We start from the raw sequence: 22,195 nt of genomic DNA, 5'->3' as shown, positions 1-22,195 counted from the left end.
GTCCTCTATGACGTATGTTTTTTGAAAGGAAGCAGCATGAAAATCCGTACCATGGTCATCGTCAAGGGAATCGTGCAGGGGGTGAACTTCCGGCACTTCACCCGGCAGAACGCCCTCCGCTTCGACGTGAAGGGGTGGGTACAGAACCTCCCCGACGGCTCGGTGGAGGGGTGTTTCGAGGGGGAGGAGTCGAATGTCCGGTCCCTCGTGGAGTGGTGCCGCATGGGACCGAGCGCATCCCGGGTGGACGAAGTACAGGTGGCGCGGGGCGAGTATACGGGGGAGTTCGATGACTTTGCCATCAGGCGCTAGAACGCTACTTTTCTGCCTCATACTGCTGGCACTGTCGATGGGTGCCATGGCCACCGAGGAGTACGCCCGCCAGACCGGCCAGCCGTGCAAGGCCTGCCATCTCGACCCGGCCGGCGGCGGCGAGCTGACCGCGGCAGGTCTCGGCTTCCAGAAGAGCGGAACCCTCGCCACTTCTCCCACCACAGCACCGGTTCCCGCCGCGACACCGGAACGCTCCACCGCCGGCCGACTCTTCCGCCTGGTGGTCGGCTATCTCCACCTCATCACCGCCATCCTCTGGTTCGGCACCATCCTCTACGTCCACCTGGTGCTGAAGCCGGCCTACGCCGCCTCCGGCCTTCCCCGGGGGGAAATGCGGGTCGGCCTCGCCTCCATGGCGGTCATGGCGGTGACCGGCGCCATCCTCACCCACTACCGGGTCCCCGACCCCGCGCTCCTCCTCGCCACCCGCTTCGGCATCCTTCTCACCGTGAAGATCTCCCTCTTCGCCATTATGGTCATCTCCGCCCTCTACGTGGTCATGGTCATCGGCCCCAAACTCCGCCGGCAGATAAGAAACGGCGGGACACCAGCAGCAACCGGCGGTGATCTGACGCTGAAAGCGCTTGCCGGATTCGATGGAAAAGAGGGACGACCGGCCTATGTGGCCTATAAAGGGGAAGTCTACGATGTGACGGAGAGCCGGCTCTGGAAGGAAGGGTCGCACATGCGCCGGCACCAGGCGGGGTTCGACCTGACGGAGGCGCTCTCCCAGGCACCCCACGGTGAAGACCGGGTGCTGGGCATGCCGCGTATCGGCAGCCTGGTAATGGAAGCGGTTAAAGTGAAGCCACCGCTGCACGTGCGGGTATTCTACTTCATGGCCTACATGAACCTGACCATGGTATTCGTCATCACCCTGATCGTGGCACTCTGGCGCTGGTGGTAGGCACTACCCCCGGATCGGCCACCCCTCCTCGTACCCCGCCGGGTAGAAATTCTCTTTGGTTCGATTGAAGTAGCCGTACTGGATGCGGGGGAACTCCTTTTTTACCCGCTCCAGCATCCGGTACATCCCGATCCCCTTCCCCGTCACCCCCATCCGCTTGTTGTAGAAATCCGGATCGATGGAGAGGTTCCGCATCTGGATCATGTCCACCCCGGTCTCCCCGATGAAACGGATGAGCTCCTCCACCTCGTCCTCCCGGTCCGAGAGTCCCGGCGACACCAGGTAGTTGATCATGGTGAAAAGCCCCCGCTCCTTGGCAAGCCGGACCGACTCCTTCACCGCGGCAAAGGTGTACCCCACCGGCCGGTAGTAGCGGTTGTAGAACTCCTCCTGCACCGAATTCATGGAAAAACGCATGGAATCCATCCCCGCGTCGCAGAGAAGGGCGATCCGGTCGGGGAACGAGCCGTTGGAGTTGAAGTTGACCGTGCCGCGGCCTGTGGCGGCCTTCAGCCGCCGGGTCGCCTCGGCGATGGTGTCCGCCTGGAGGATCGGGTCCCCCTCGCACCCCTGGCCGTAGGAGACGATCGGCTCCGGCGCCTCGTTCAGGTGGGGGAGCATCAGCTCCACGATCTCCTGGGGGGTCGGGACGAAACCGATCCGCTCGTGGTTGGAGGGGCAGCAGTCGGAGGGTTGCAGGCTGATGCAGCCGAGGCAGCGGGAGTTGCATGCGGGAGAGGTGGGAATGGGAGCCTCCCAGCGGCGGAAGAAGAGGTTCTTGGCGGCGAAGCAGTGGTAATCCACGGCACAGCGGGCCAGTTGGACGAGGAGTCGGTTGTCGGGAAACGCCGCCACCAGCTTGCGCACCAGGGGGTCGAGCTTCCGGTCGTCGTAGTTTTTAGGGAGCCAGTTCTCGTTGCCGTCCACCCGGCTCGCCGCCACCACAAACCGCTCCCTCTCCTCGTCCCACCCCACGGCGGTGTAGGACCAGAGGGGGAGATGGACCTTTTTTTTGCCGTAGTCGCAGGCGGGGAGGAGGGTCCGGACGTAGCCGGGGGCCATGAAGGCGGAGACCGCCTGGACCCGCTGCTCCCGGCGCCCATCCCGCACCGTCTCCACGGTGACGAAGGTGCGTTTTTTCGTGTCCCACGCCACCGGGGGGGTATGGGGAATGGTGAAGAGACGGCTGTCCTCGGGGAGGGGGATCAGTTCCACATCCTCGGGGAGGACCGGCTCGGTGCCGTTCATCCCGGCCATGGTGAGGTGGGGGTGGTCGAAGATATTCCCCGTGGCGTCGGCGTAGAGAAGCTTGGGAAGGGATTTTCGTTTCATGCCGTCACCTTACCACAAACAGCCACAGGATGCCAATCCCCCGCCAACTTTCGCCGGCTTCCCCCGAATTCTCGGCAACACCAAGCGTAATCATACCTTGACTTGCCCGCAAAATTACACTAGCTTTCGGTCTGGCGGGCGGGGTTCCTAAGGTACAGTAGATAGAAAAGGGCTCTCACAGGCTGAGATACCCGTTGCTACCCACGTGCGTGCTTGAATATCTCGCAGAAAACAAACTCAAGCGTGGATTAATGGCACATAAGGGCTAAATGCTCTGCAGGGAAGGTTTAACGAAAAGCTCTACTACTGGCTGAGTTAAAAAAATGACCATTCAGGAGGTGGTTGTCTTATGCTCAATAACTCTCAATTACAAAACTTTTTGTCAGCAACGGAATGGTTCAATTTCGAGCTTACGAATTACTGTAATATCCCTTGTATTTATTGTGATAATAAAAAACTTAGGAATAAGGGGTATATGACATTTGATCATTTCAAAACAATTGTCGACAAGTTGTTCAATTTCGAGAAAAGTAATAAAAATATTATATTCTGCGGTTACGGCGAACCATTTCTAAACGATAAAATATATGATATGATTGACTATGTTTATGAAACAGGAGTTGATCTTACTATACAATCAAATGGAAAATGGAAAATAAATGAAGCAAGAATTGACAGTCTATTTAAGATAAATAGATTATCTGTCACTATAGATGCAGTTAGCAATGATATATTAGAACTATCAAGGCCAAATACTGATGTTAATGCAATATTTGAAAACTTAAATAAAATAGTGAATCTTAAAAATATATTATCAAAACAAAAACCAAGTATAACTGCAAAAATGAATGTGTTTACATTTAATAAACATCAGGCACATGAATTTATAGGAAAATGTACTGAATTGAAATTAGACCAAATATGTCTTGCTAAAGGTTGCGGTCCAGCCGAAGTCATGACAACAATAAACAGGTCTGAATATGATAAGTACAATTGCAGCAACATAGACATTGCTAAATCCCTTTTCGAAGCATCGTCAAATTTAGATACTGATAAAATACAACCAAATTGTAACAAACATGAAAATTCAAAAGCAATAAGATCTAATCCCGCAAAGCTATTTCAAATATTGGGCTGCTTTAATACAGCCACTATAAAATGGGACGGGACCTTACTCCCTTGTTGTTGGGATATTGATGCCCAATTACCATTGGGAAATTTGGCAACAAACAACCTCGAAGATATATTTACACCAGAGAACCTTGACCGGGTTGGGAGTAGGATATTACGAGATAGGAATAACCCTTTTACAAAAATACCCTGTTTGCGTTGTTCCAAATTCACATCGCATTTCAACCCCGGAATTCCGGTTATAGCTAAAAGACTATTACTGCAAAATGTTTTCAAAGCGCATCGTAATTTGCTCAAGTATTGGCAACGATGATGGTTTACAATGCGGGGATACACGAAAAGTAGATACACATAAGATTTAGGTGCTGCTGTGCCACTCCCCCTCACTCTCCTCCCTCGCATCATCTTGAAGTGGAATCATCGTTCTACTCTCCAGTTTTTAATTTATGTTTGGCGAAAAATTGCTTATAGTCTGCGATACGTTGTTTCCGCCGAGTTCATCGCTCAATCATTGCGAAAATAGAGGAGAGAAGAGAATGAAAAAGAGAGTTCTGGTGGTTGATGACAGTGACATAGTCCTGGCCATGGCCCGCGACGCACTGGAGGGGGGCGGGTTTGACGTTGTCACCGCTCCGGACGCAAAGGAGTCCGACGCGTACATTTTCGACATCAGGCAACCCGATCTTATCATCCTGGATGTCATGCTACCGGGGATGGATGGGGACAAAAAGGCGAAGTTGCTCAAATCGAACGACCTGACCAGGCATATCCCGGTCCTGCTGTTGTCATCCAAGCCGGCGGAGGAACTCAGGCGACTCGTCACCGCGTCGGGTGCCGACGGCTTTATTCGAAAGCCTTTTGATCATCGCCAATTCGTCGCCAAGGTTGAGGACGCGATCCGCTAGCGGAATAACGGCATCAGATCCCCCCCTGTTCAACCTGCCACGTCTGCGCGATGGAGTCGGGGTAATGCGCGCAAAGGTTCCCGCTTTCGGCACGGCCACCGACATACCCGTGTACCCGATAAAATTGTTTTGCATTTGTCCGCAATGCGCTAGACTTTCCCCATGAAACTCCTTCTCACAACCCTCCACGCCAAGTACGCCCACGCCTCCCTGGCCCTCCCCTCCCTCGCTGCCGCCTGTGCCGACCTGCCGGGCACCGAGTTTGTCATCCGGGAATGCACGGTGAACGAGCCGGCCGACGGGGTGCTCCGTAAGCTGGTGGCGGAGGAGGCCGACCTGGTGGCCTTCTCCTGCTACATCTGGAACATCGAGGCGACCCTGAAGCTCGCCGCCGACCTGAAGCAGCTCCGCCCCGCCACCGTTATCGTCCTCGGCGGGCCGGAGGCGGCCCACGGGGTGTTCGAGCTGATGGAGCACAATGCGGCGGTGGACCTGGTGATCCGGGGTGAGGGGGAAACCTCCTTCAGGGATACCCTCCGGGCCCTGGCCGGCCTGTCCGAGGTGGAAGGGATTACCTTCCGGTCGGGGGAAGAGATCGTTGCCAACCCGGAGCGGGCGCCGGTGGCCGACCTGGACACCCTCCCCTCCCCCTTCGCCGCCGGCCTGGTGGATCTGGCCAAGCCGCTGGTCTATTACGAGACCTCCCGCGGCTGCCCCTTCTCCTGCGCCTTCTGCATGTCCTCCCTGGAGAAGGGGGTTCGAAGCTACTCCCCGGGCCGCATCGAGGCCGACCTGGACATCCTCCTGGCAGCCGGGGTCAGGACAGTGAAGCTGGTGGACCGGACCTTCAACTACGACGCCGGGCGGGCCAACCGGATCTGGGAGTTCATCCTCGACCGCGGCGGGGAGAGCGCCTTCCACTTTGAGATCGCCGCCGACCTCCTCACCGACGCCAACATCGAGCTCCTGAAGCAGGTCCCGGCTGGCCGGTTCCGGTTCGAGATCGGCGTGCAGGCCGAGGGGAAGGAGACCTTGGACCGGGTGGGGAGGAAATCTGACCTGGAGCGACTCTTCGCCAATGTCCGCCGGCTCGTGACCGAGACCAGGGTCACGGTCCACCTCGATCTCGTGGCCGGCCTCCCCCACGAGGATTACGACGGCTTCCTCCGCTCGTTGCAGCAGGTCTTCGACCTCCTCTCTGCAAACGCCGGCAGACGGGAAAAGACGGATTGTCACATCCAGGTGGAGCCGTTGAAGGTGCTCAAGGGCTCCCCCATGCGCGCCATCGCCCGGGAGGAAGGCTACCGCTTCTCCGCCACCCCCCCCTACAAGATACTCTCCACCCCCTGGCTCAGCTACGGCGAGATCGGCCGGATCGAGACCATCGCCCGGCTCCTGGATCTCGTGTACAACAGCGGCCGCTTCGCCACCGCTCTGGCTGCCTGGGAAAGGACGACCCCCGCCTCCCGGATATTCAATGCCATGGCGGATCTCTGGGAGCGGGAGGATATCCCCCTCAGCCTGTCCCAGCACGACCTGTTCGCCGCCTTCTGGCGTTGCGCTGCAGAACTTGCACCACGGGAGGTGCGGGAAGAGATCCGGGACGCCCTCTGCTACGACCTCTGCCGGACCGACTACCCGGGGGGACGGGAACTGGCGTTTTTTTCGAAGGAAGATGGGGGAAAAAGAAGGCCGGACGAGAGGGATCGGGCGCTGGAACTGGCCCGGCAGCGGGGGAACGATGCCGCCGGAAGGGTACGATGGGTCAGACGCCGCTTTGCCCGGGATTACCGCACCACCCCCTGGCGGGAAGGGGAGAGCGAACTCCTGTTCGTCTATGTTTCCGCCCCCGGTCGTGGGCTGGCGGTGGAGATTACTGACATCGGCCGGAACGGAACGAAGGAGGAGACATGACGTCTCCCCCGGTGAAATGCTTCAGGCTCCTGGCTTGCCTGTTCCTGCTCCTGCTTTTTTCTGCTAATGGAGACTGCGCAAGCCGTTTCGAACGGGTCAGCGACGGCAGGATTGTCGATTTTGCCGGGATGGTCGCCGACCTGAAGGGAGCCAGGCTCGCCTTCCTGGGAGAGGTCCACGACAAGCGGGAACACCACGACCTCCAGCTGGAGGTGATCAAGTCCCTGCACCAGGCCGGGATACCGGTTGCCATCGGCGTGGAGATGTTCAGCTTCGACTACCAGCCGCTCCTGGACCGGTGGGTCGCAGGGGAAATCCCCCTCCCCGAGTTCGTTCGGGCCTACCAGCAGAGCTGGACCATCCCCTGGGCCATGTACGACGACCTCTTCCTCTATGCGCGGAACAACCGCATCCCCCTGGTCGCCCTCGACATACCGCGGGAGATCGCCATGACGGTCGCCCGCCACGGCTTCGCCTCCCTTCCCCCCACCGTCCGGCAACAGCTGCCAGCCATAGCGAGTTGCCGGATCGACGCCCCCTACATGGAATTCATCCGCCGCGCCTTCGAAAACCACGGCACCGGCAGCAGACAGCAGTTCATGCACTTCTGCGAAGCCCAGCAGCTGCGGAACCAGACCATGGCCTGGTATCTCCTCTCCTATCACAAGCGGGAACCGCAACGGCTCGTGGTGGTCCTCACCGGGGTCGGGCACGCCATGAAGCGGGGCATCCCCTACGAGATCCATGAACTGTCACCCCTCCCACTCAAGGTCGTCATCCCCCGGCTCGCTCCCGGCGCCCGGAACAGCCTGGACGTCAGCGATGCGGACTACTACCTTCTGGACTGAACGTCACCGTCCGCACGATACCCGGTCTCACCGATTCACCGGCGGGCCGGGCCGTAACTCCCGCCGACCAGATCGGCGGTGACGCTCCCCACGGTCACCTTGGTCTGGGCCCGGACCGGGATGCGGCGGTGGTCGTCGGTAAGCCAGATGTGCACCGCCCCCTTCCCTTCGAAGACCCCCTCCGACCTGACCATGGGGCGGATGACGATGGTGTCGAGCTCTCCCAGAACGGTCTTCACCCTCTCCTTCCGGAGCACCCGCACCTCCACCTTCACTACCTTCTTGCCGTCCAGCACCTTCACCATGTAGGTATTCCCCACTTCCAGCGGCAGGTGCCGGGCATAGTAGAAACTCCCGTAGACATCGAATATTGGCGGAGTTATCCCTATCTCAAGGCGCTCTCCCGAGAGACGGTCACGGAAGATGGCCACCCCCTTCTCCTGGTGGAAGACGATTTCCCGGTCCCGGTGACGCCCCCCCTCGTTTATCCGCATCCGGTAATGGAGGGTGAGCCCAGGGAAGGGGCCACCAGTCTTTGCCAGAGTGCTCTCTATCCGGTCATCCACGGGAAAGAAGACGGACAGCCAGTCGTTGGACCGGGCGGTGGAGACGATCCGGTGCAGTTCCCCCTCTTCACTGATCTCCTGGGTCGCCGTACCGACCGGAATACCGGTCCAGCTCAGTTCATACACGAGCTTCTCCGGCACGGTCTGGGCGAATCCGGCAAAGGGGAGAACGATGAACACCCCAATGAGCAGCAGCCAGGCGGGACCCACCACCATCCATAACCTGTCGGTCAACCGTCTCATGCCGTCCCCCCTTCTCCGGCATCCTCCGGCAGCTCCCCCATCACCCGCCTGATATAGACGATGGAGATGACGGCGGCACTCCAGGTGACGAGGAAAATCCCCCACCAGATCCCCCTCACCCCCCAGCCGAGATGGAGGGAGAAGAGGTAGAACACCGGCAACGGCAGCAGAAACTGCCGGTAGATGCCGATCCAGATGGCGAACTGGGGGCGCTTGAGCCCCTGCAGGGCGAAGACGTTGATGTAGAGAATCACGTAGGCGCAGAAAACCAGCGCCGCCACGTGGAGGTAGCTGGTGCCGATGGCGATGACCGCAGGGTCGCGGGTGAAGAGCTGCACGAGCCGGTCGGCAAGGAGGAAAAACAGAAGGGCGATTACCGCCATGGCAGAGACCCCCCGCACGAGCGCCCCCCTGATGGTCTCCCGCACCCGCCCCGTCAGGCCGGCGCCACTGTTCTGGGCCACCAGGGCCAGGGTGGCGATGTTCAGCCCCATGACCGGGAGGAGCGCCATCTGTTCCAGCCGGGCGGCAATGCCGTAGGCGGCGACGGCATCCTTGCCGAACCGCCCCAGGAACCAGGTAATGACGAATATCCCCATGGCCACGGTCAGCATGTTGAGACTGGCGGGAAACCCCTGCCGGGCCAGGTCAAGGTAGGTGTGTCGCCGGGGGAGAAGGTGAGAGGGTTGGAAGCCGTCCAGGAGACCGGTACGGCGGACCCGGGTCAGCAGGTAGATATTGCCGCAGAGCTGCACCGCCACCGTCGCCCAGGCGATGCCGGGGAGCCCCAGGGGGGGGACGCCGAGCCCGCCGAACAGGAACCAGGGGTCGTAGATGAGGTTGAGGAAGAAGCCGGCCACCAGGAAGTTGCGGAAGCTCTTCGTGTCCCCCGAGGCGTTGAGGCTGGCGTTGAGCACCTGGTTGAGGATGAAGAACACCCCCCCTGCGAGGAGCACGTTGATGTAGGAAAGGGCCTGGGAGAGGTAGTCCCCCTCCGCGCCGAGCCAGCGGAACAGCAGCGGCGTCACCAGCGGTCCCGCGAGAGAGAGGAAAAGGCCGTGGAGGAGCCCGAAGGAGAGGGACTGCACACTGAAGCGGCGGGCGCCCTCCTGTTCCCCCGCCCCCAGGGCGTGACCGATGAGGGCGGTGGCACCGGTGGAGATGCCGGCCCCTACGGCGATCACGACGAAGAAGGTGGGAAAGGCGAGGGACATGACCGCCAGCGCCTGGGTGGAGACGAGGCCGCCATAGAAGGTGTCCACCACGTTGAACATGGTGTTGAAGAAGAAGCCGATACCCACCGGCACCGCCAGCCGGAGCAGCAGGCGGGGGATCGGGTCGGTCAGGAGATGGTTGTTGGCAGCCGTGGCATCGTTCATGATGCACCACTATACCCTGTGGAGGAATGGTGTCAATCCTCGCGGAAGGTCACCTTTCGTTCCTTCACGAGGAAGGAGAGCAAGAGGCCGGTACTGAGGAAGCAGATGGCGGCGGCAAAGCTGTAGAAGGAGGCGAGCCCGGGTTGGCCGGGATACCGGTCTTTCATCATCGCCACAAACTGCGGACCAGCGATCCCGGCAGCCGACCAGGCAGTGAGGATTGCCCCGTACACCGCCGGCATGAACCGGGCTCCGAACATGTCGAGGACGAACGAAGGCATCGTCCCGAACCCGCCCCCGTAACAGAGGAGAATGTAGCAGACGAGGGTCGCGAACAGCCACGGGTGGGAGGTCTGCATCAGGAGAGCGAACGCCGCGATCTGCGAACCGAGGATCAGGCTGAACGTCCGGCGTCGCCCCATACGGTCGGACAACGCTCCCCAGAAGAAGCGCCCGATCCCGTTGAACACCGAACTTGCGGCTATAAGAGTCCCGCCGTAAGCGCTGAGAGCTTCCTTCCCGAGCGCCGGATCGAGCTTTGCGCAGACATCCTGAAACAGGGGGGATTGGAATCCGATGAGGGCGATCCCGGCGGTTATGTTGCAGAAGAAGATCAGCCACATCAAGGCGAACGGCCTGGACACGATACAACTTCCGGCACTCACCCACAAAGCATCAGTATCCGGGACAGTCCTGGCCGTGACGTGAGGGGGAAGCCACGAAGCGGAAGGATTACGGATGAAGGCCGCGGATGCGAGTGAAAGCGCAAGGAAAAGCACCCCCATTACGGTGAAGGCAAGCACCATATCCCCACTCACCTGCGCCAGCAGGAACGGAGCGATCACCTTCGACATGAGAAGCGCGCCGAAGCCGAACCCCATCACGACCGTCCCGGTCGCCAGACCTTTCCGGTCAGGAAACCAGCGGGAGACGGTGGCGACGGGGGTCACGTAGCCGAGCCCCAGGCCGATGCCCCCCGTGACGCCGTAGCCGACGTAAAGGAGCGGCAGTGAGTGCATCCGGAGGGCGAGTGCCGCAATGAGGTAACCGGAGCCGAACAGGAGAGCTCCCGCGAGGGCAAGCGGGCGGGGTCCCACTCTGGGGAGGAGGAGACCGCCGGCAGCGGCGGAAAGACCGAGAAAGCAAATGGCAAGGCTGAACGTCCAGACAACCTGGCTGTTGGTCCAGCCATAGGTTTCACAGAGCGGTTTTTGGAAGAAGCTCCATGCGTACACGGTTCCCAGGTTCAACATGAGGAGCGTACAGGCGACGGCGATGACTACTCTATTTGTTCCGTTTTCAGACGGCAATGTGGCTCCTGGGGGTAGGTTTTTATGTAGCGGGTGGCGGCGTGACCTGCACGACGCACTGTTCGCCGCGTCAGAGCCTGCCCCGGTGTTAGGCCTGGCAGTGTTAGATGTCGGGCCTGAACCTACTCTTGCACGACTATATCGACCGAGATCTCCACTGCCGGAATAGTTCCTCTGTTCTCAAGCCAGTGTTTAGTGTTCCTGTCCTCGGGCCAGCCCACTCCCGGCCCGTAGTCCGTAGCGATTCCATTTCGATGGTCGGTGATCGTTCCTTGCAGTATGTAGACGGTGCCTGGCCTGTCCTTATGGTCGTGAATCGGGCCGAAGACGCCTCCAGGCTCAATGGTCACCATGCGCATTCGAAGTTGACGTCCCGCCATACCCTCGATCTCAGGGCCAAGGTCAACCGTTGCAAGTAACTTCACCGTTACACCTTTTGTCTCAGGTGCCACCTGTTCCTTGCTCATCGTGCTTTCCTCTCTGTACTTCCATAACCTAACGGTTTAGCCACTGAGTCGTGCGCTTTAGAGAAAAGATCTAGTGACATGGTGGTTCGTCTAAATGATCTCATAAACTATAAAGCCGCAAGCTAATACCATCAGAATAAGACCAGTGATGAATAAGCCGTCTGCTATACGTTCCACCCAATGCATTCTACGGACACTACGCGTCCGAAGTGCAAAATATGAGAGTAGACATGAGACAAGGAATAGAAATGCGTCCAGCGCGAGGAGATCATCGGCAAAAGTCACGCCTCCGCGAATGGTCAGGACAACGCGAAGCAATCCGATGACTGTAAGGCACACCCCCACCATTGCCGCAGATGCAGTAAAAATATGGATGGATATATCTTCTTCTAAATTAACTTCACGGTCTGTCTTATTCTTCATTTATGGTCCAACGGGGGCGGCTTTGACCCGCCCGTCTTTAGGGGGAAGATTCTTGAGGAAAGATTAGGTGATGCTTAAGCGCTGAGCTAGTCAACAACTACGCTCCCTAAATGCCTCCCGAGTGGTGCGGTTCGCGGCATAAGCAGGCAATATCACACAAATCTCTAATAATCAACGAATTAAAAATCTGCCCAACGTTACTCACTTTATCAGAACTCCACCAGGTACCGGCGGTACTTGAGGGGGACCTTTCCCTGCTGCAGGCGGGGGTTGTGCCGCTCGGCGATGGCGAGTCGGTCGAAGTAGCGCCGCCAGAGGGACTGGAACCACTCCTCCCGCCCGCCCGTGACCGGCGACCCGGTCAATTCCAGCGCCACCTCCTCCCATCCCTTCCGCCGCGCTCCATGGACGATCGCCCGGTTCCGCCGGACGTCGTGGATGACCCAGTCCTGGTCATGGAACCGGTCGGCGAAGTGGGGGGCCATGAGGGTAAGGACCCGGTAGTCCGGCTCCAGCGGGGCATAGTAGAACCCCTCCCGCACCTCCCGGAACCGGACGAACCCCTTGAGCCGGTGGGCCTCGAACCGCACCCGGTGGGCCAGCCGGTGCACCGGCAGGACCGATGGGTGACTGAGGAGAGAATCAAGACACCGCCCCTCCTGCCACCCCAGCCGGAGGTAGTGGTGGAGGAGCATCTCCGCCCCCTCCGTTTCGCTGAGGAAGGCATGGTAGAGGTGGGCGGCCGTCGCCGGCGACATCCGCCGGCCGATTTCGTCCAAAAGGCGCTCCGCGTCCTCCGCATCGGCCTCCACACGGACGGTGGCGGCAAAAAGCCCTGCCTGGGCCGGGGGAGCGGTGCCGATGGAGGTCGTCTCCTCTCCCCCCTCCCGCACAAGGGCCAGCACGGTCAAGAGCCCGGCAAACGTCCCGTCATAGAGATAGCTCGTCATTCCCTCCTCAATTCATAATTCAGCATTCAAAATCCAACATTACCTTTACAACTCCCCCGTCAGCACCGACACCGACTCATCACCCCCCACGCCGTCGAACAGGGAGAGTTGCCGCGCCTTCGGTCGCGGCGCAGGGGCCGTAAGCAGCGCCCTGAGCACCGATTCTCCCAGGTCGAGCGTTTCCAGCCTCTTCCCTCGGGCGGTGAGGAAGAAACGGGCCCGCTTCAGCACGACTCCGAGCTTCGCCAGGTCGTCGAAGGAGAGGTGCTGCTGGCGACGGGCGCGGACGATCCGCTTCGCCGAGCGGACACCGATCCCCGGCACCCGGAGGAGCACCTCGTACGCCGCCCGGTTCACCTCCACCGGGAAGAGGTGGAGATGGCGGAGCGCCCAGCCGCACTTGGGGTCCACCGCCAGGTCCAGGTCGGGGCGGGCCTCGTCCAGCACCTCGTGGGCAGCGAAGCCGTAGTAGCGGAGCAGCCAGTCCGCCTGGTAGAGCCGGTGCTCCCTCAAGAGCGGCGGCCCCGGCAGAGCAGGGAGATGCCGGCTGTCCCCCACGGGGATGAAGGCGGAGTAGTAGACTCTCTTCATGGCGAGCCGGTTGTAGAACCCCTCTGCCAGGCGGATGATCTGCAGGTCGCTCTCCGGCGTCGCCCCGACGATCAGCTGGGTGCTCTGCCCCGCCGGCGCGAAGAGGGGCGCCTTGCGCGACACCCTCCGCTCCTCCCGGCTCCGGGTGATGAGCCCGCTCACCGTTCGCATCGGCCCGACGATGGCGTCCCGGTTCTTGTCCGGGGCCAGGAGCTTCAGGCTTTCCCGGGTCGGGAGCTCGATGTTCATGCTCACCCGGTCGGCGTAGCGCCCCGCCTGTTCCACCAGCAGCGGGTCGGCGCCGGGAACGAGCTTCAGGTGGATGTAGCCGTTGAAGCGGTGGGTCTCCCGCAGGAGCCGGGCAGCCCGGATGAGGAGCTCCATGGTATGGTCCGGACCACGCACCACCCCGGTGCTGAGGAAGAGCCCCTCGATGTAGTTGCGCCGGTAGAAGCCGATGGTCAGCTCCGCCACCTCCTCCGGGGTCAGGGCGGCGCGGGGGACGTCGTTGCTCCGGCGATTGATGCAGTAGGAGCAGTCATAGATGCAGGCGTTGGTGAGGAGTATCTTCAGGAGGGAGACGCAGCGGCCGTCGGAGGTCCAGCTGTGGCAGATGCCGCAGGAGGCGGCGTTGCCGATCCCGTCCCGTCCTTCCCGCCGGCTCCCGCTCGATGCGCACGACACGTCGTACTTGGCGTTCTCCGCCAGGATCCCCAGCCGTTCCTCCAGATCCATACACCCCTCCTTCGTTTTGTACCGGACATCACACCGCCGCGGCAAGCTTAGAAGAAAGATGTGACAGAATACGTCCTCTGCAAACTCGACACGAAAAAGCCCGCAGACATGACGTCCACGGGCCTAACCGTTCTGCTACTCCCACCACATAAGCTTTAGGGAGCCACCAGCGTGCTCCGCAATGATTTTACAGCACCGTTATGGGGATCGATTGCCAGCGCCGCATCCAGAGCCCGGATCGCATCGCCCTTCTTCTTCTGGCTGATGTAGGCACGGGCAAGCTCATAATGTGCCTCCGGCTTGTCTCCTCTGATGGCTATGGCAGCCTTGAATTCGTTGACGGCTTCATCGAGTCGCCCCATGCTGGCATACAGCATGCCGAGAAAATAATGGGGTTGACCGAGATGGGGGTTATCGGCAATTTGCCGCTTGAACATCGCAATCTGTATCTCCTGCCCCATCTTTCGCTCTCTGGCAGCCTCTTCTGGTCTTCCTAGCAACTCGTAATATTTGCTCAGAGTGTCGTGAGCCCGTGCCCTGTCCGGGTATTTGTCGGTAATGCGCTTCATGGTATCAATTGCCTGGTCGGGCATGTTGCTACGCCAGTAGATGGAGGAAAGGTAGGTCAGTGCCCTCAGCTTTTCAGGGCTTTTGCTCACCACATCCTGCCAGAAAATCAATTCGTCTCCCCAGACCCGGTTGCGGGCAACCGTCCCCCATGCAAGCAGGCAGACGACCACGACCAGCAGTGCGTTGACGATCCTTCTCCCCACCTGCCCGCTGACGTCTGGCAACGACCTTATAAAAGCTTCGCAGGCAAAGACCGCAAAGATGATAATGCCGATGGAGGGAAGATAAAGACGGTATTCGTTAATGACATCCGTGATCGGAATTATGCTCGATTCGACAGCAAGGGCGAGAAAGAACCAGAAGATGCCGAAGGCTGCCATTCTCAGGCTGGCTCCGCTCACCCGATCCCGTCTGTCGGCGAGGCGGAGAAGAAATATCGCCGTCCCGAAGAGGAGGACAAGGCACCCGAAGGAAGCCAGAACCCGGAACTCAAAAAATGAAGAGTATACGGGGTAGTCATAGTCAAAATTGAGGCCCACAGGTAAAAACATGATCCTGATATAGGTGACGATCACCGTAAACTGGGTGAACAGATAGGAGAGGGGAGATAGTTGACTGAAATTCACCAGGTTCGCAGCCTGACCGACCGCCTTGAGAGTGGTATCGGCACTGCGGTAGGTTATGAAATACAGGGTAACGGGAATGACGGCCATGGTGAGAGCGAAGGGAGCGAGAAACGCAAGCCGCTTTTTCAGCGGACCTGAAAGGAAGAGCCATTCCACAAGGGCCATCATGAGGGGAAGGGTAAAACATGTCTCCTTGGTTTTCATGGCAAGGAGCGTACTTGCCATCGCGCAGAGATACCAGATAACCTTTTTTCTCCGAACCGCTGCACACCGAGCCCTGATATAGGCGAAGAGGGCGAACAGATACAGCAAGGCGGCAAGGGAAGTAAAGCGCTGGATGATATAGGTGACAGCATTCGTCTGGACCGGGTGGACGGCAAAAATGAGGGCAACAAAAAGCGCCGTCAACTGTTCTTCCCGTTCCGGCGACAGATGGCCGTCATCCTCCTGCCGTTGCCGTGCAAGGGAAGTAAGCTGCAGAACCAACAGGTAGACGAGACAGGCGTTGATTGAGTGGATCGCGATGTTCACCAGGCGAAAGCCGGCGGGGTCAAGGCCGTGCAGCTTGAAATTGGCGGCAAACGTCAGGTAGGCAAACGGTCTCGTCATGACATTGTGGGGGAGATCGGGATCGACGTTCATCCCCTTGAGCCGCATCGGGTCGGCCAGCAGCCGCAAATCCTTGATGGCGGGGTTTTGCATCAGATAAACGTCATCATCGAAAATGAAGGGACCGGTTGTGCTGCTCGCATAAACAAGCCAGCAAACAATGACGAGAAGGAAAAGGTTCACAAGATGGAGTGAACTACGGGAGAGCATTTGGTTAACAAACCTCCGGTTTTCGAGCAAGGACGAATACCGACGTACCCATCGGTGCAGAGCAATGCCTGAGTATACGGTTTTCCATCAAGGCCACACGGAGAAGAAGGCCATTCACGAGACGTGACGGCAGGTCCACATCAGATGCTATCCGCTCCGCAGGCTGCCGGCAGGACAAAAACCGCTTCGCGACACGATAGGAGGCGATGGGAACAAAAAGGAACCCGAGGCGATACGTCGCCTTCTCCACAACGAATCCTTCACGGGTGAGATGGTGAACCATTTCGCTCCGCGTGTACCGTTTCCTGGTATGGACGGCAATGTCATGGGTACTCCTGAGAAACTCATGAGCAACCAGGTTGAGGATGAGCAGGCCGCCAGGTCTGAGGGCCCTGAAGAATCTGGCCAACACCGCTGCGTCATCCGTTACGGCACGGTGATAGAGAACATCGATGGAGGTAATGAGATCATAGCGGTTTTCTCCAAGGTCAGCACAATTCAGGTCAGCGTGGGAAAGATGCTCAATCCCCCGCTCCCGGCTGCAGGCAAGCGCCTGCTCCGATATGTCGCACCCCTCCACGTCACCGTACGGCAGAAGAAGCTGGCAGAGCCGCCCCGTCCCACAGCCGGCATCAAGAATCCGGAGCCGCCTTCCCCTTCCCTCCCGTGCAACGAAGCCCGTAATGAGGTCGTGGAGAGCCACATACCACCAGTGGCTGTCTTCGACCTCATACATACGCTGGTATTCCCGCTCGTTCACACCCTCCCCTTTCCATTGTTGTCATGCTTCGAAAAACGAGCGAACGGCCTCGATGACCCGCGCCACGTCATCCGCAGGAAGTGATGGATAGAGGGGGAGCGAGAGTATTTCAGCCGCCAGCCGCTCCGTTACCGGCAGCGCCCCCTGACGGTAGCCGAGAAACGCATATCCCCGCATGAGATGGACCGGCGTCGGATAATTTATGCGGGTCTCTATGCCACGCTCCGCAAGGTGGGCCATCAGCCGGTCCCGCCTCCCCGTCCTGATGGTATAGAGATAATAGCGGTGGGTATACCCCTCCCCCACGACAGGGAGGGTAAGGTCCCCCACACCGGCAAGCCCCCTGTGGTAGGCGTCTGCCAGCGCGGAACGGGCCAGCATTTCACTCTCCAGCGTCTGGAGGCGAAAGTCGAGAAGTGCGGCCTGCACCTCGTCGAGCCGTGAGTTGTACCCCTCCTCCTCGGCATAATAGCTTCCCTCCATGCCGTAGAAACGGAGCCGCCGCAGACGACGATAGAGGTCATCCCGCGACGTGGTAACCATTCCCCCATCGCCAAAGGCGCCGAGAATCTTCGTGGGATAGAAGGAAAAGGCTCCCATATCCCCCATGCTGCCGACATTTTCTCCCCGGTAAAGAGCTCCCGCTGCCTGGGCACAATCTTCAACCACCCCTATTCCTCTGCTGCGGGCGATCTCCAGAAGAGGTGCCATGTCGACCGACTGCCCGCAGAGATGGACCGGCAGGATGCAGCGGGTCCGGGGGGTAAGGACTGCTTCGATCTTTGCCACGTCCATGAGAAAGGTGTCTTGCTGGACATCGACGAAAACGGGGCGGGCACCGGTAGCCCGGATCGCCGCCACGGTCGGCACCGCCGTATTGGCAACCGTGATCACTTCATGGTCAGGACCGACATCAAGCGCTTTGAGGGCCAGGAACAGGGCATCGGTCCCCGAATTGACCCCCACACCGTAACCGGCGTTACAGAAAGCAGCGAAGCGTTTTTCAAAATCGGCAACCCTGTTCCCAAGAATGAGCCGGCCCGACCCGAATACTCCATCGATGACGGAGAGTATCTCCTCGCGCTGGCGGTGGTAGTCCGGCAGATAATCCCAGTAGCGGACCCCCCCCGCCATCATCCTTTGGTTCTCAGCCATGGATGCACCCATTTTTCATCTCCTCTGCAAGACGGGCAATACGTCTCGACCGGTCGTGGACCGTCCGAAAATTCTTCCCCCGCAAAACTCCGCAGACATGGTCAAGGGTGAGACGGAAATGGTCGGCTGGCGGGACGATGAAGGATGCATCCTCCGTCCCACACGTTACCCTGACTTCGTTGGCCAGGTCAACCGGTGTCGTATAGGCACGATCTACCCTGATTTTCCCCTCTTCGCCGATTATCTCGTAAAACGATTCGTACTGCTGGCCAAAAACCATGGAGAAGGTGAACACCTCCCGGGCCGAGGTAACGGCAAGGCCGTGCATCGCCAGGTTGAGACCGTCATGGTCGAGAGATACCCCCTGGAACCGGTATCGATCACCCTCAAGAAAATACAGGGCCGTTGCCAGCGGATAACGGGCCAGATCGTTGAAAGCCCCTCCCCCTTCATCCGCGTTGAGCCGGAAGTCGCCGTTGCCGGGACGAGGGAAACCGAAAACGCTCCGGAGAGCGGTGATCCGGCCGATCCGTCCCGCCTCCACCGTTTCCTTTACGGCGGCATGCTGGGGGTGCTGGAGAAACATGAGGTTCTCGAAGAGAAGGAGCCCCCGCTCCTCGGCCGAGCGGAACATCTTTTCCACCGAGCGGACGGTAAGGCCAACGGGCTTTTCGCAGATGACGTGCTTGCCCCCTTCCAGTGCCCGCAAGGTCCACTCCTCGTGGAGGTGGTTCGGAAGGGAAATGTAGACAAGTTCAACTTCCGGACAGACGACGAGTTCCTCCGGCTCCAGCACGGCGTACGTTTCTGCGGGGATAAACCGGGCCGCCTTGTCGAGATCGCGGGCGGCCACCGCCGCAAGTCGTGCGATATCGCTCGACAGAAGGGCGGGAACGAACTTCCGGCGGGCGATGTCAGAGCAGCCGAGGATACCCACACCTATGGATGGGCCCGTTTGTTGTGCCACGCGTTTCTTCTCCTTGGCAAGTTAGTTGTAACGCCCTGCCCTAGAGCAGACAGGCCAGAATACTCCGGGCACACGAGTTGACCGACTCCCCGAGGTGGAGAAAAAAACGGATCTGTGACTCCGAAAGCCAGCGGTAGTCCGGAGGAAGCTCAAGGTCCCCATTTTCAGGGAGGGCAAGTATCCTGTGCAGATGCTGCTCACGGAAAAAACGGGCACCCTCTTCGGCCTGTCTGGTTTCCGCCAGCACCGGAAAACGGCCGCTTCCCGAGAATTCCTCGAAAAGAAACGGTTTGGGGAGTCGCATATTGCCGATATAGTTGCCAGGGGTAAATTGAACCGTCGGTGCCAGCTGGACAACGCTCCGGTTTCCGATCTCGGCTTTCGCCTGCATGAGAAACTGGCGTTCATTCCCCCTTCTCCTCACGAGAAGTCCGATGATACCGGGTTCTGGATTGGCCAGGATAGGCTGGCTCCACCGCGAGACCTCCCGTCCTTCGGACGTGACCTCAAGCCCCATGATCCGGAAGAACCGTTTGTCGATGTGAGCGAAGAATCCATCCCCGTCCATCCCCCACTCCTTGAGGGTATCGAGTCCCTTTCGCTGGGCCAGCATGTGATTGGCAGCTTTCTGATCATCGAGCCACTGGACAGCATCGGCGATGGAGTCGGTAAGCCGGTGCTGTTCCATGGCGGTTGAATCTGTTGAACCCAATGGCTCTGCGTCGGGGAGCAGCAGAGCGGAAAGGATACTTCGGGTACAGGCATGTATCAGGTTGTCACGGCGGAGGAGACCGGCGATCTGGCGCAGAGTCAGCCAGATATAGCCATCGGGAAGTTCACCCAGTTCATGATCCCCTATTCTGACAATCATGTTGCGGTTCGATTTGTAGAGGAACCTTCCCCCGTCTTCCGTTTGCAGCTTGGCAAATGTCGAGCCTCCGGGGAGAGGAGCAAGAAAATACTTCACGAAAAGCGGGGTTTTTCCTCCGTGGGCACAGGTATAATTGCTGTAGGTGGCCTGTACCGTTGGCGAAAGCTGGACCGAATTGATGTTCCCCGGCTCTTCCTTGGCATGGAGACAGAAATGGAGCACTCCGTCGATCCGTTTGGCAAGAATGCCGAGGATTCCCACTTCGGGCTGATCGATAATCGGCTGGTCCCATTCCAGTTGGGTGGTGGGAGTCCGGTGCTTGGCACTTACCCCTATTACGGAGAAAAACCTTCCCGTATCATGACGTATGTTGCCCGAATACCGCTCTATCCGCCAGCGGGCCATGGCATGGAGGGGAATAATATTCGCCATCAGGCGAGGAGTCGCAAGCCGTCCGGCAATCCAGTCGTCCACATGACTGTCGGAGTGGAAAGCCACATCGGCAACTCGGGAGAGAAGCAGGTCTGTCATTGTCTGCCTATCAAATCCGAGCAGCTCGTCTCCTCGGTCATAGTGAAGGTTTTCTCTGTTCATTTCCCGAACCATCCAATCCTTTGTGTACTTTCATGACGGCCGGCTTCCGTCGTACAGAAAATTTCTCCCTGACCACAAACTGGGGATCACGATTGAGCATCAGGTAAATCCTTCCCACGTATTCGCCGACAACACTCAGTGCAATGAGTGCAAATCCCCTGAAAAATGCCATGCTAGACGACAATTGCTCAATGTCGGTGGGATCTGCAAGTCGAGGATTGATCTTGCGAAGCAAGGCAAAACCCATGGCACCTATACCAATGGCGGTTATGACAAAGCCGGCCAACCCTATAATCCTTAAAGGGACGAGGGAATAGCTGACCATCATGTTTCCCCAGAGGGAAACCAGTTTTCCCAGCGTATACCCCGAACGGCCGTGCCTTCTCCTGTCGTGACGTGCTTCGATACTACCAATGTTGGTGGTAGTCCGTAGAATTATGGCATCGATGTAGGGATCGGGCCCCGAGTACTTGGTTATCTCATCCACCAGGAAACGGTTCATGATCTTGAAGCTGGAAAGATAGAGTCCCACCGGTTTATGAAGGATAACATTCGCCATCCTGTCATTGAACCTGCTTCCCATATTCCGGAAGAAACCGTCACTTTTTTCGGGATACCGGGCATACACAACATCGAACCCTTTCTCGATCTCGGCCAGCAGGCGGCCGACTTCTTCGGGGGGGTTCTGGAAGTCGTCGTCCATGACGAGGCAGAATTCGCCGCTCGCATGATTGAGTCCTGCCATGACGGCATTGTGCTCACCAAAATTGCGGGAGAGTCGGACATAGGTAATGACCTCCCGATGCATTTCCTGAAGCCGTCGGCAGACAATATGGGAACTGTCCGTGCTGCTGTCGTTGACAAGTACGATTTCCAGGTCGGCCCGGGCTCCATAGAGATCGATCAGGGTGTTGCAGAGCGACTCTATGGTCTTTTCCGCATTGTAAACGGGTATGACAATGGAAAGAGTGGTCATGGTTCTCCTCGATGTTGCTGCTTGGATTTGACGTCATCGCGTTGTCACCCACAACAGCACGGAAATGAAAGCCGCCCGGCATTCAAGCCATGCAGGACAAATGGCCAACCCGAACGTAACGAAGGGAACTCCAGATCAAAACCGGCTGATTTTACAATGGATAACGAGGACTAGAGTACAAAGGGGGGGCTCTCGACGGGTCAACAACAAAGGAGGAGATAGTTACTGCTTTGGGGGTATCACAGAGGAGAAAAAGGTAATGCTCATTCAACAGTGCCAAGGAAACAGGCTCGTGAACACCAACTGGTCCCCCCGTTTTATTTATGGTTTCCTTGCAGATTTTTATCTGGTTGGAAATGATCGCCCGTGGCTTGGGCTTTGGATCGGACGAGCGAATCCCCGAAAGGTCAGGCACCCGGATCCCTAGTGAAATAATAGTTATCACCAGGGGGACAAGCGCGAGCAGAATTAACTGTCTCCTCAAAAACCTTCTCATTGGGATGGCAACATCATCCCTGACATATGACCACCATTTTTCTGCTCGCATGTGAAAGATAATGTAGCTTTACTCAAGCTCACTTGTCAATACTATCGAGAGGTGCGGCACACGCAGCTTTCTGCACCGCACCGGTAAAAAAAGGGAGGCAAGTTTCCTTGCCTCCCATATCATCACAATCTCTTTGGCGGAGAATTAGTGGTCGATCGCCTTGGCCATGCCGATGCCGGTATTCTGGCGGACATAGATTTCGTCGAACATCTCTTCCGAACGACGGCTCGGGAAGGCCAGGGTGCCGATGATGGCGGCCAGGAAGCCCAGCGGGAT

20 protein-coding genes are annotated in these 22,195 nt (G+C 58.5%); 6 read left to right on the top strand and 14 right to left on the bottom strand.

Features of this window, described 5'->3' with window-relative positions:
• The first annotated feature begins 36 nt into the window (after positions 1–36).
• On the top strand, positions 37–312 hold the full coding sequence (locus KI810_RS11650) for an acylphosphatase (protein WP_214175725.1): 276 nt from the start codon (positions 37–39) through the stop codon (positions 310–312).
• Complete coding sequence (locus KI810_RS11645) at positions 290–1,240, top strand: CopD family protein (protein ID WP_214175724.1); 951 nt, start codon at positions 290–292, stop codon at positions 1,238–1,240. Before KI810_RS11650 ends, KI810_RS11645 begins: the two co-directional genes overlap by 23 nt.
• 3 nt (positions 1,241–1,243) lie before the next feature.
• Here the strand turns inward: KI810_RS11645 and KI810_RS11640 are convergent, their stop codons facing one another.
• Positions 1,244–2,572, bottom strand: a complete 1,329-nt coding sequence (locus tag KI810_RS11640; protein WP_214175723.1) for a radical SAM family protein — start codon at positions 2,570–2,572, stop codon at positions 1,244–1,246.
• A gap of 349 nt (positions 2,573–2,921) precedes the next feature.
• Here KI810_RS11640 and KI810_RS11635 point away from each other — a divergent pair, with 349 nt between their 5' ends.
• The 4 genes from KI810_RS11635 to KI810_RS11620 all read left to right on the top strand — a co-directional run bounded on the left by KI810_RS11635 (position 2,922) and on the right by KI810_RS11620 (position 7,370).
• Positions 2,922–4,016 (top strand): radical SAM protein, encoded by a 1,095-nt coding sequence (locus KI810_RS11635; protein ID WP_214175721.1) that lies wholly within the window; start codon positions 2,922–2,924, stop codon positions 4,014–4,016.
• Between the two features lie 223 nt (positions 4,017–4,239).
• Positions 4,240–4,608 carry a response regulator gene (locus tag KI810_RS11630; RefSeq protein ID WP_214175719.1) on the top strand — a complete coding sequence of 123 codons (369 nt, stop codon included), beginning with the start codon at positions 4,240–4,242 and terminating at the stop codon, positions 4,606–4,608.
• Positions 4,609–4,770: 162 nt separating this feature from the next.
• On the top strand, positions 4,771–6,522 hold the full coding sequence (locus KI810_RS11625) for a B12-binding domain-containing radical SAM protein (protein ID WP_214175717.1): 1,752 nt from the start codon (positions 4,771–4,773) through the stop codon (positions 6,520–6,522).
• Positions 6,519–7,370, top strand: a complete 852-nt coding sequence (locus tag KI810_RS11620; protein ID WP_214175715.1) for a ChaN family lipoprotein — start codon at positions 6,519–6,521, stop codon at positions 7,368–7,370. Before KI810_RS11625 ends, KI810_RS11620 begins: the two co-directional genes overlap by 4 nt.
• A gap of 35 nt (positions 7,371–7,405) precedes the next feature.
• Here KI810_RS11620 and KI810_RS11615 read toward each other — a convergent pair whose 3' ends face one another.
• From KI810_RS11615 to KI810_RS11555, 13 genes are all read right to left on the bottom strand, one after another.
• The gene (locus KI810_RS11615; RefSeq protein WP_214175714.1) at positions 7,406–8,179 is read right to left on the bottom strand and encodes a DUF3108 domain-containing protein; all 774 of its coding nucleotides are present in this window, start codon (positions 8,177–8,179) and stop codon (positions 7,406–7,408) included.
• The gene (locus tag KI810_RS11610; RefSeq protein ID WP_214175713.1) at positions 8,176–9,558 is read right to left on the bottom strand and encodes an MATE family efflux transporter; all 1,383 of its coding nucleotides are present in this window, start codon (positions 9,556–9,558) and stop codon (positions 8,176–8,178) included. Before KI810_RS11610 ends, KI810_RS11615 begins: the two co-directional genes overlap by 4 nt.
• Positions 9,559–9,590: 32 nt before the next feature.
• Positions 9,591–10,868 (bottom strand): OFA family MFS transporter, encoded by a 1,278-nt coding sequence (locus KI810_RS11605; RefSeq protein WP_246525556.1) that lies wholly within the window; start codon positions 10,866–10,868, stop codon positions 9,591–9,593.
• 122 nt (positions 10,869–10,990) lie between these two features.
• Positions 10,991–11,335: a cupin domain-containing protein gene (locus KI810_RS11600; protein WP_214175712.1), complete on the bottom strand. Its 345-nt coding sequence runs from the start codon at positions 11,333–11,335 to the stop codon at positions 10,991–10,993.
• Positions 11,336–11,425: 90 nt separating this feature from the next.
• On the bottom strand, positions 11,426–11,758 hold the full coding sequence (locus tag KI810_RS11595) for a hypothetical protein (RefSeq protein WP_214175711.1): 333 nt from the start codon (positions 11,756–11,758) through the stop codon (positions 11,426–11,428).
• Between the two features lie 209 nt (positions 11,759–11,967).
• A complete protein-coding gene (locus KI810_RS11590) occupies positions 11,968–12,708 on the bottom strand; it encodes a TIGR03915 family putative DNA repair protein (protein WP_214175710.1) in 741 nt (246 codons plus the stop codon).
• 45 nt (positions 12,709–12,753) lie between these two features.
• Entirely contained in the window at positions 12,754–14,034 is a 1,281-nt protein-coding gene (locus KI810_RS11585) for a putative DNA modification/repair radical SAM protein (RefSeq protein ID WP_214175709.1), read from the bottom strand.
• Between the two features lie 155 nt (positions 14,035–14,189).
• A complete protein-coding gene (locus tag KI810_RS11580) occupies positions 14,190–15,932 on the bottom strand; it encodes a tetratricopeptide repeat protein (RefSeq protein WP_214175708.1) in 1,743 nt (580 codons plus the stop codon).
• A 121-nt stretch (positions 15,933–16,053) separates the two neighbouring features.
• Entirely contained in the window at positions 16,054–16,809 is a 756-nt protein-coding gene (locus tag KI810_RS11575; protein ID WP_214175707.1) for a class I SAM-dependent DNA methyltransferase, read from the bottom strand.
• A gap of 21 nt (positions 16,810–16,830) precedes the next feature.
• Positions 16,831–17,976, bottom strand: a complete 1,146-nt coding sequence (locus KI810_RS11570) for a DegT/DnrJ/EryC1/StrS family aminotransferase (protein WP_246525555.1) — start codon at positions 17,974–17,976, stop codon at positions 16,831–16,833.
• Positions 17,957–18,931 (bottom strand): Gfo/Idh/MocA family protein, encoded by a 975-nt coding sequence (locus KI810_RS11565; RefSeq protein WP_214175706.1) that lies wholly within the window; start codon positions 18,929–18,931, stop codon positions 17,957–17,959. Before KI810_RS11565 ends, KI810_RS11570 begins: the two co-directional genes overlap by 20 nt.
• 40 nt (positions 18,932–18,971) lie before the next feature.
• The gene (locus KI810_RS11560; protein ID WP_246525554.1) at positions 18,972–20,396 is read right to left on the bottom strand and encodes an NDP-hexose 2,3-dehydratase family protein; all 1,425 of its coding nucleotides are present in this window, start codon (positions 20,394–20,396) and stop codon (positions 18,972–18,974) included.
• Positions 20,371–21,372 carry a glycosyltransferase family 2 protein gene (locus KI810_RS11555; RefSeq protein ID WP_214175705.1) on the bottom strand — a complete coding sequence of 334 codons (1,002 nt, stop codon included), beginning with the start codon at positions 21,370–21,372 and terminating at the stop codon, positions 20,371–20,373. The genes KI810_RS11560 and KI810_RS11555 overlap by 26 nt, the downstream gene beginning before the upstream one ends.
• Positions 21,373–22,195 lie beyond the last annotated feature (823 nt).

Source organism: Geomobilimonas luticola (assembly GCF_018476905.1).
GTDB lineage: Bacteria > Desulfobacterota > Desulfuromonadia > Geobacterales > Geobacteraceae > Geomobilimonas > Geomobilimonas luticola.
The sequence above is the reverse complement of the archived record's forward strand: the minus strand, read 5'-3'. Positions and strand labels throughout refer to the sequence as shown.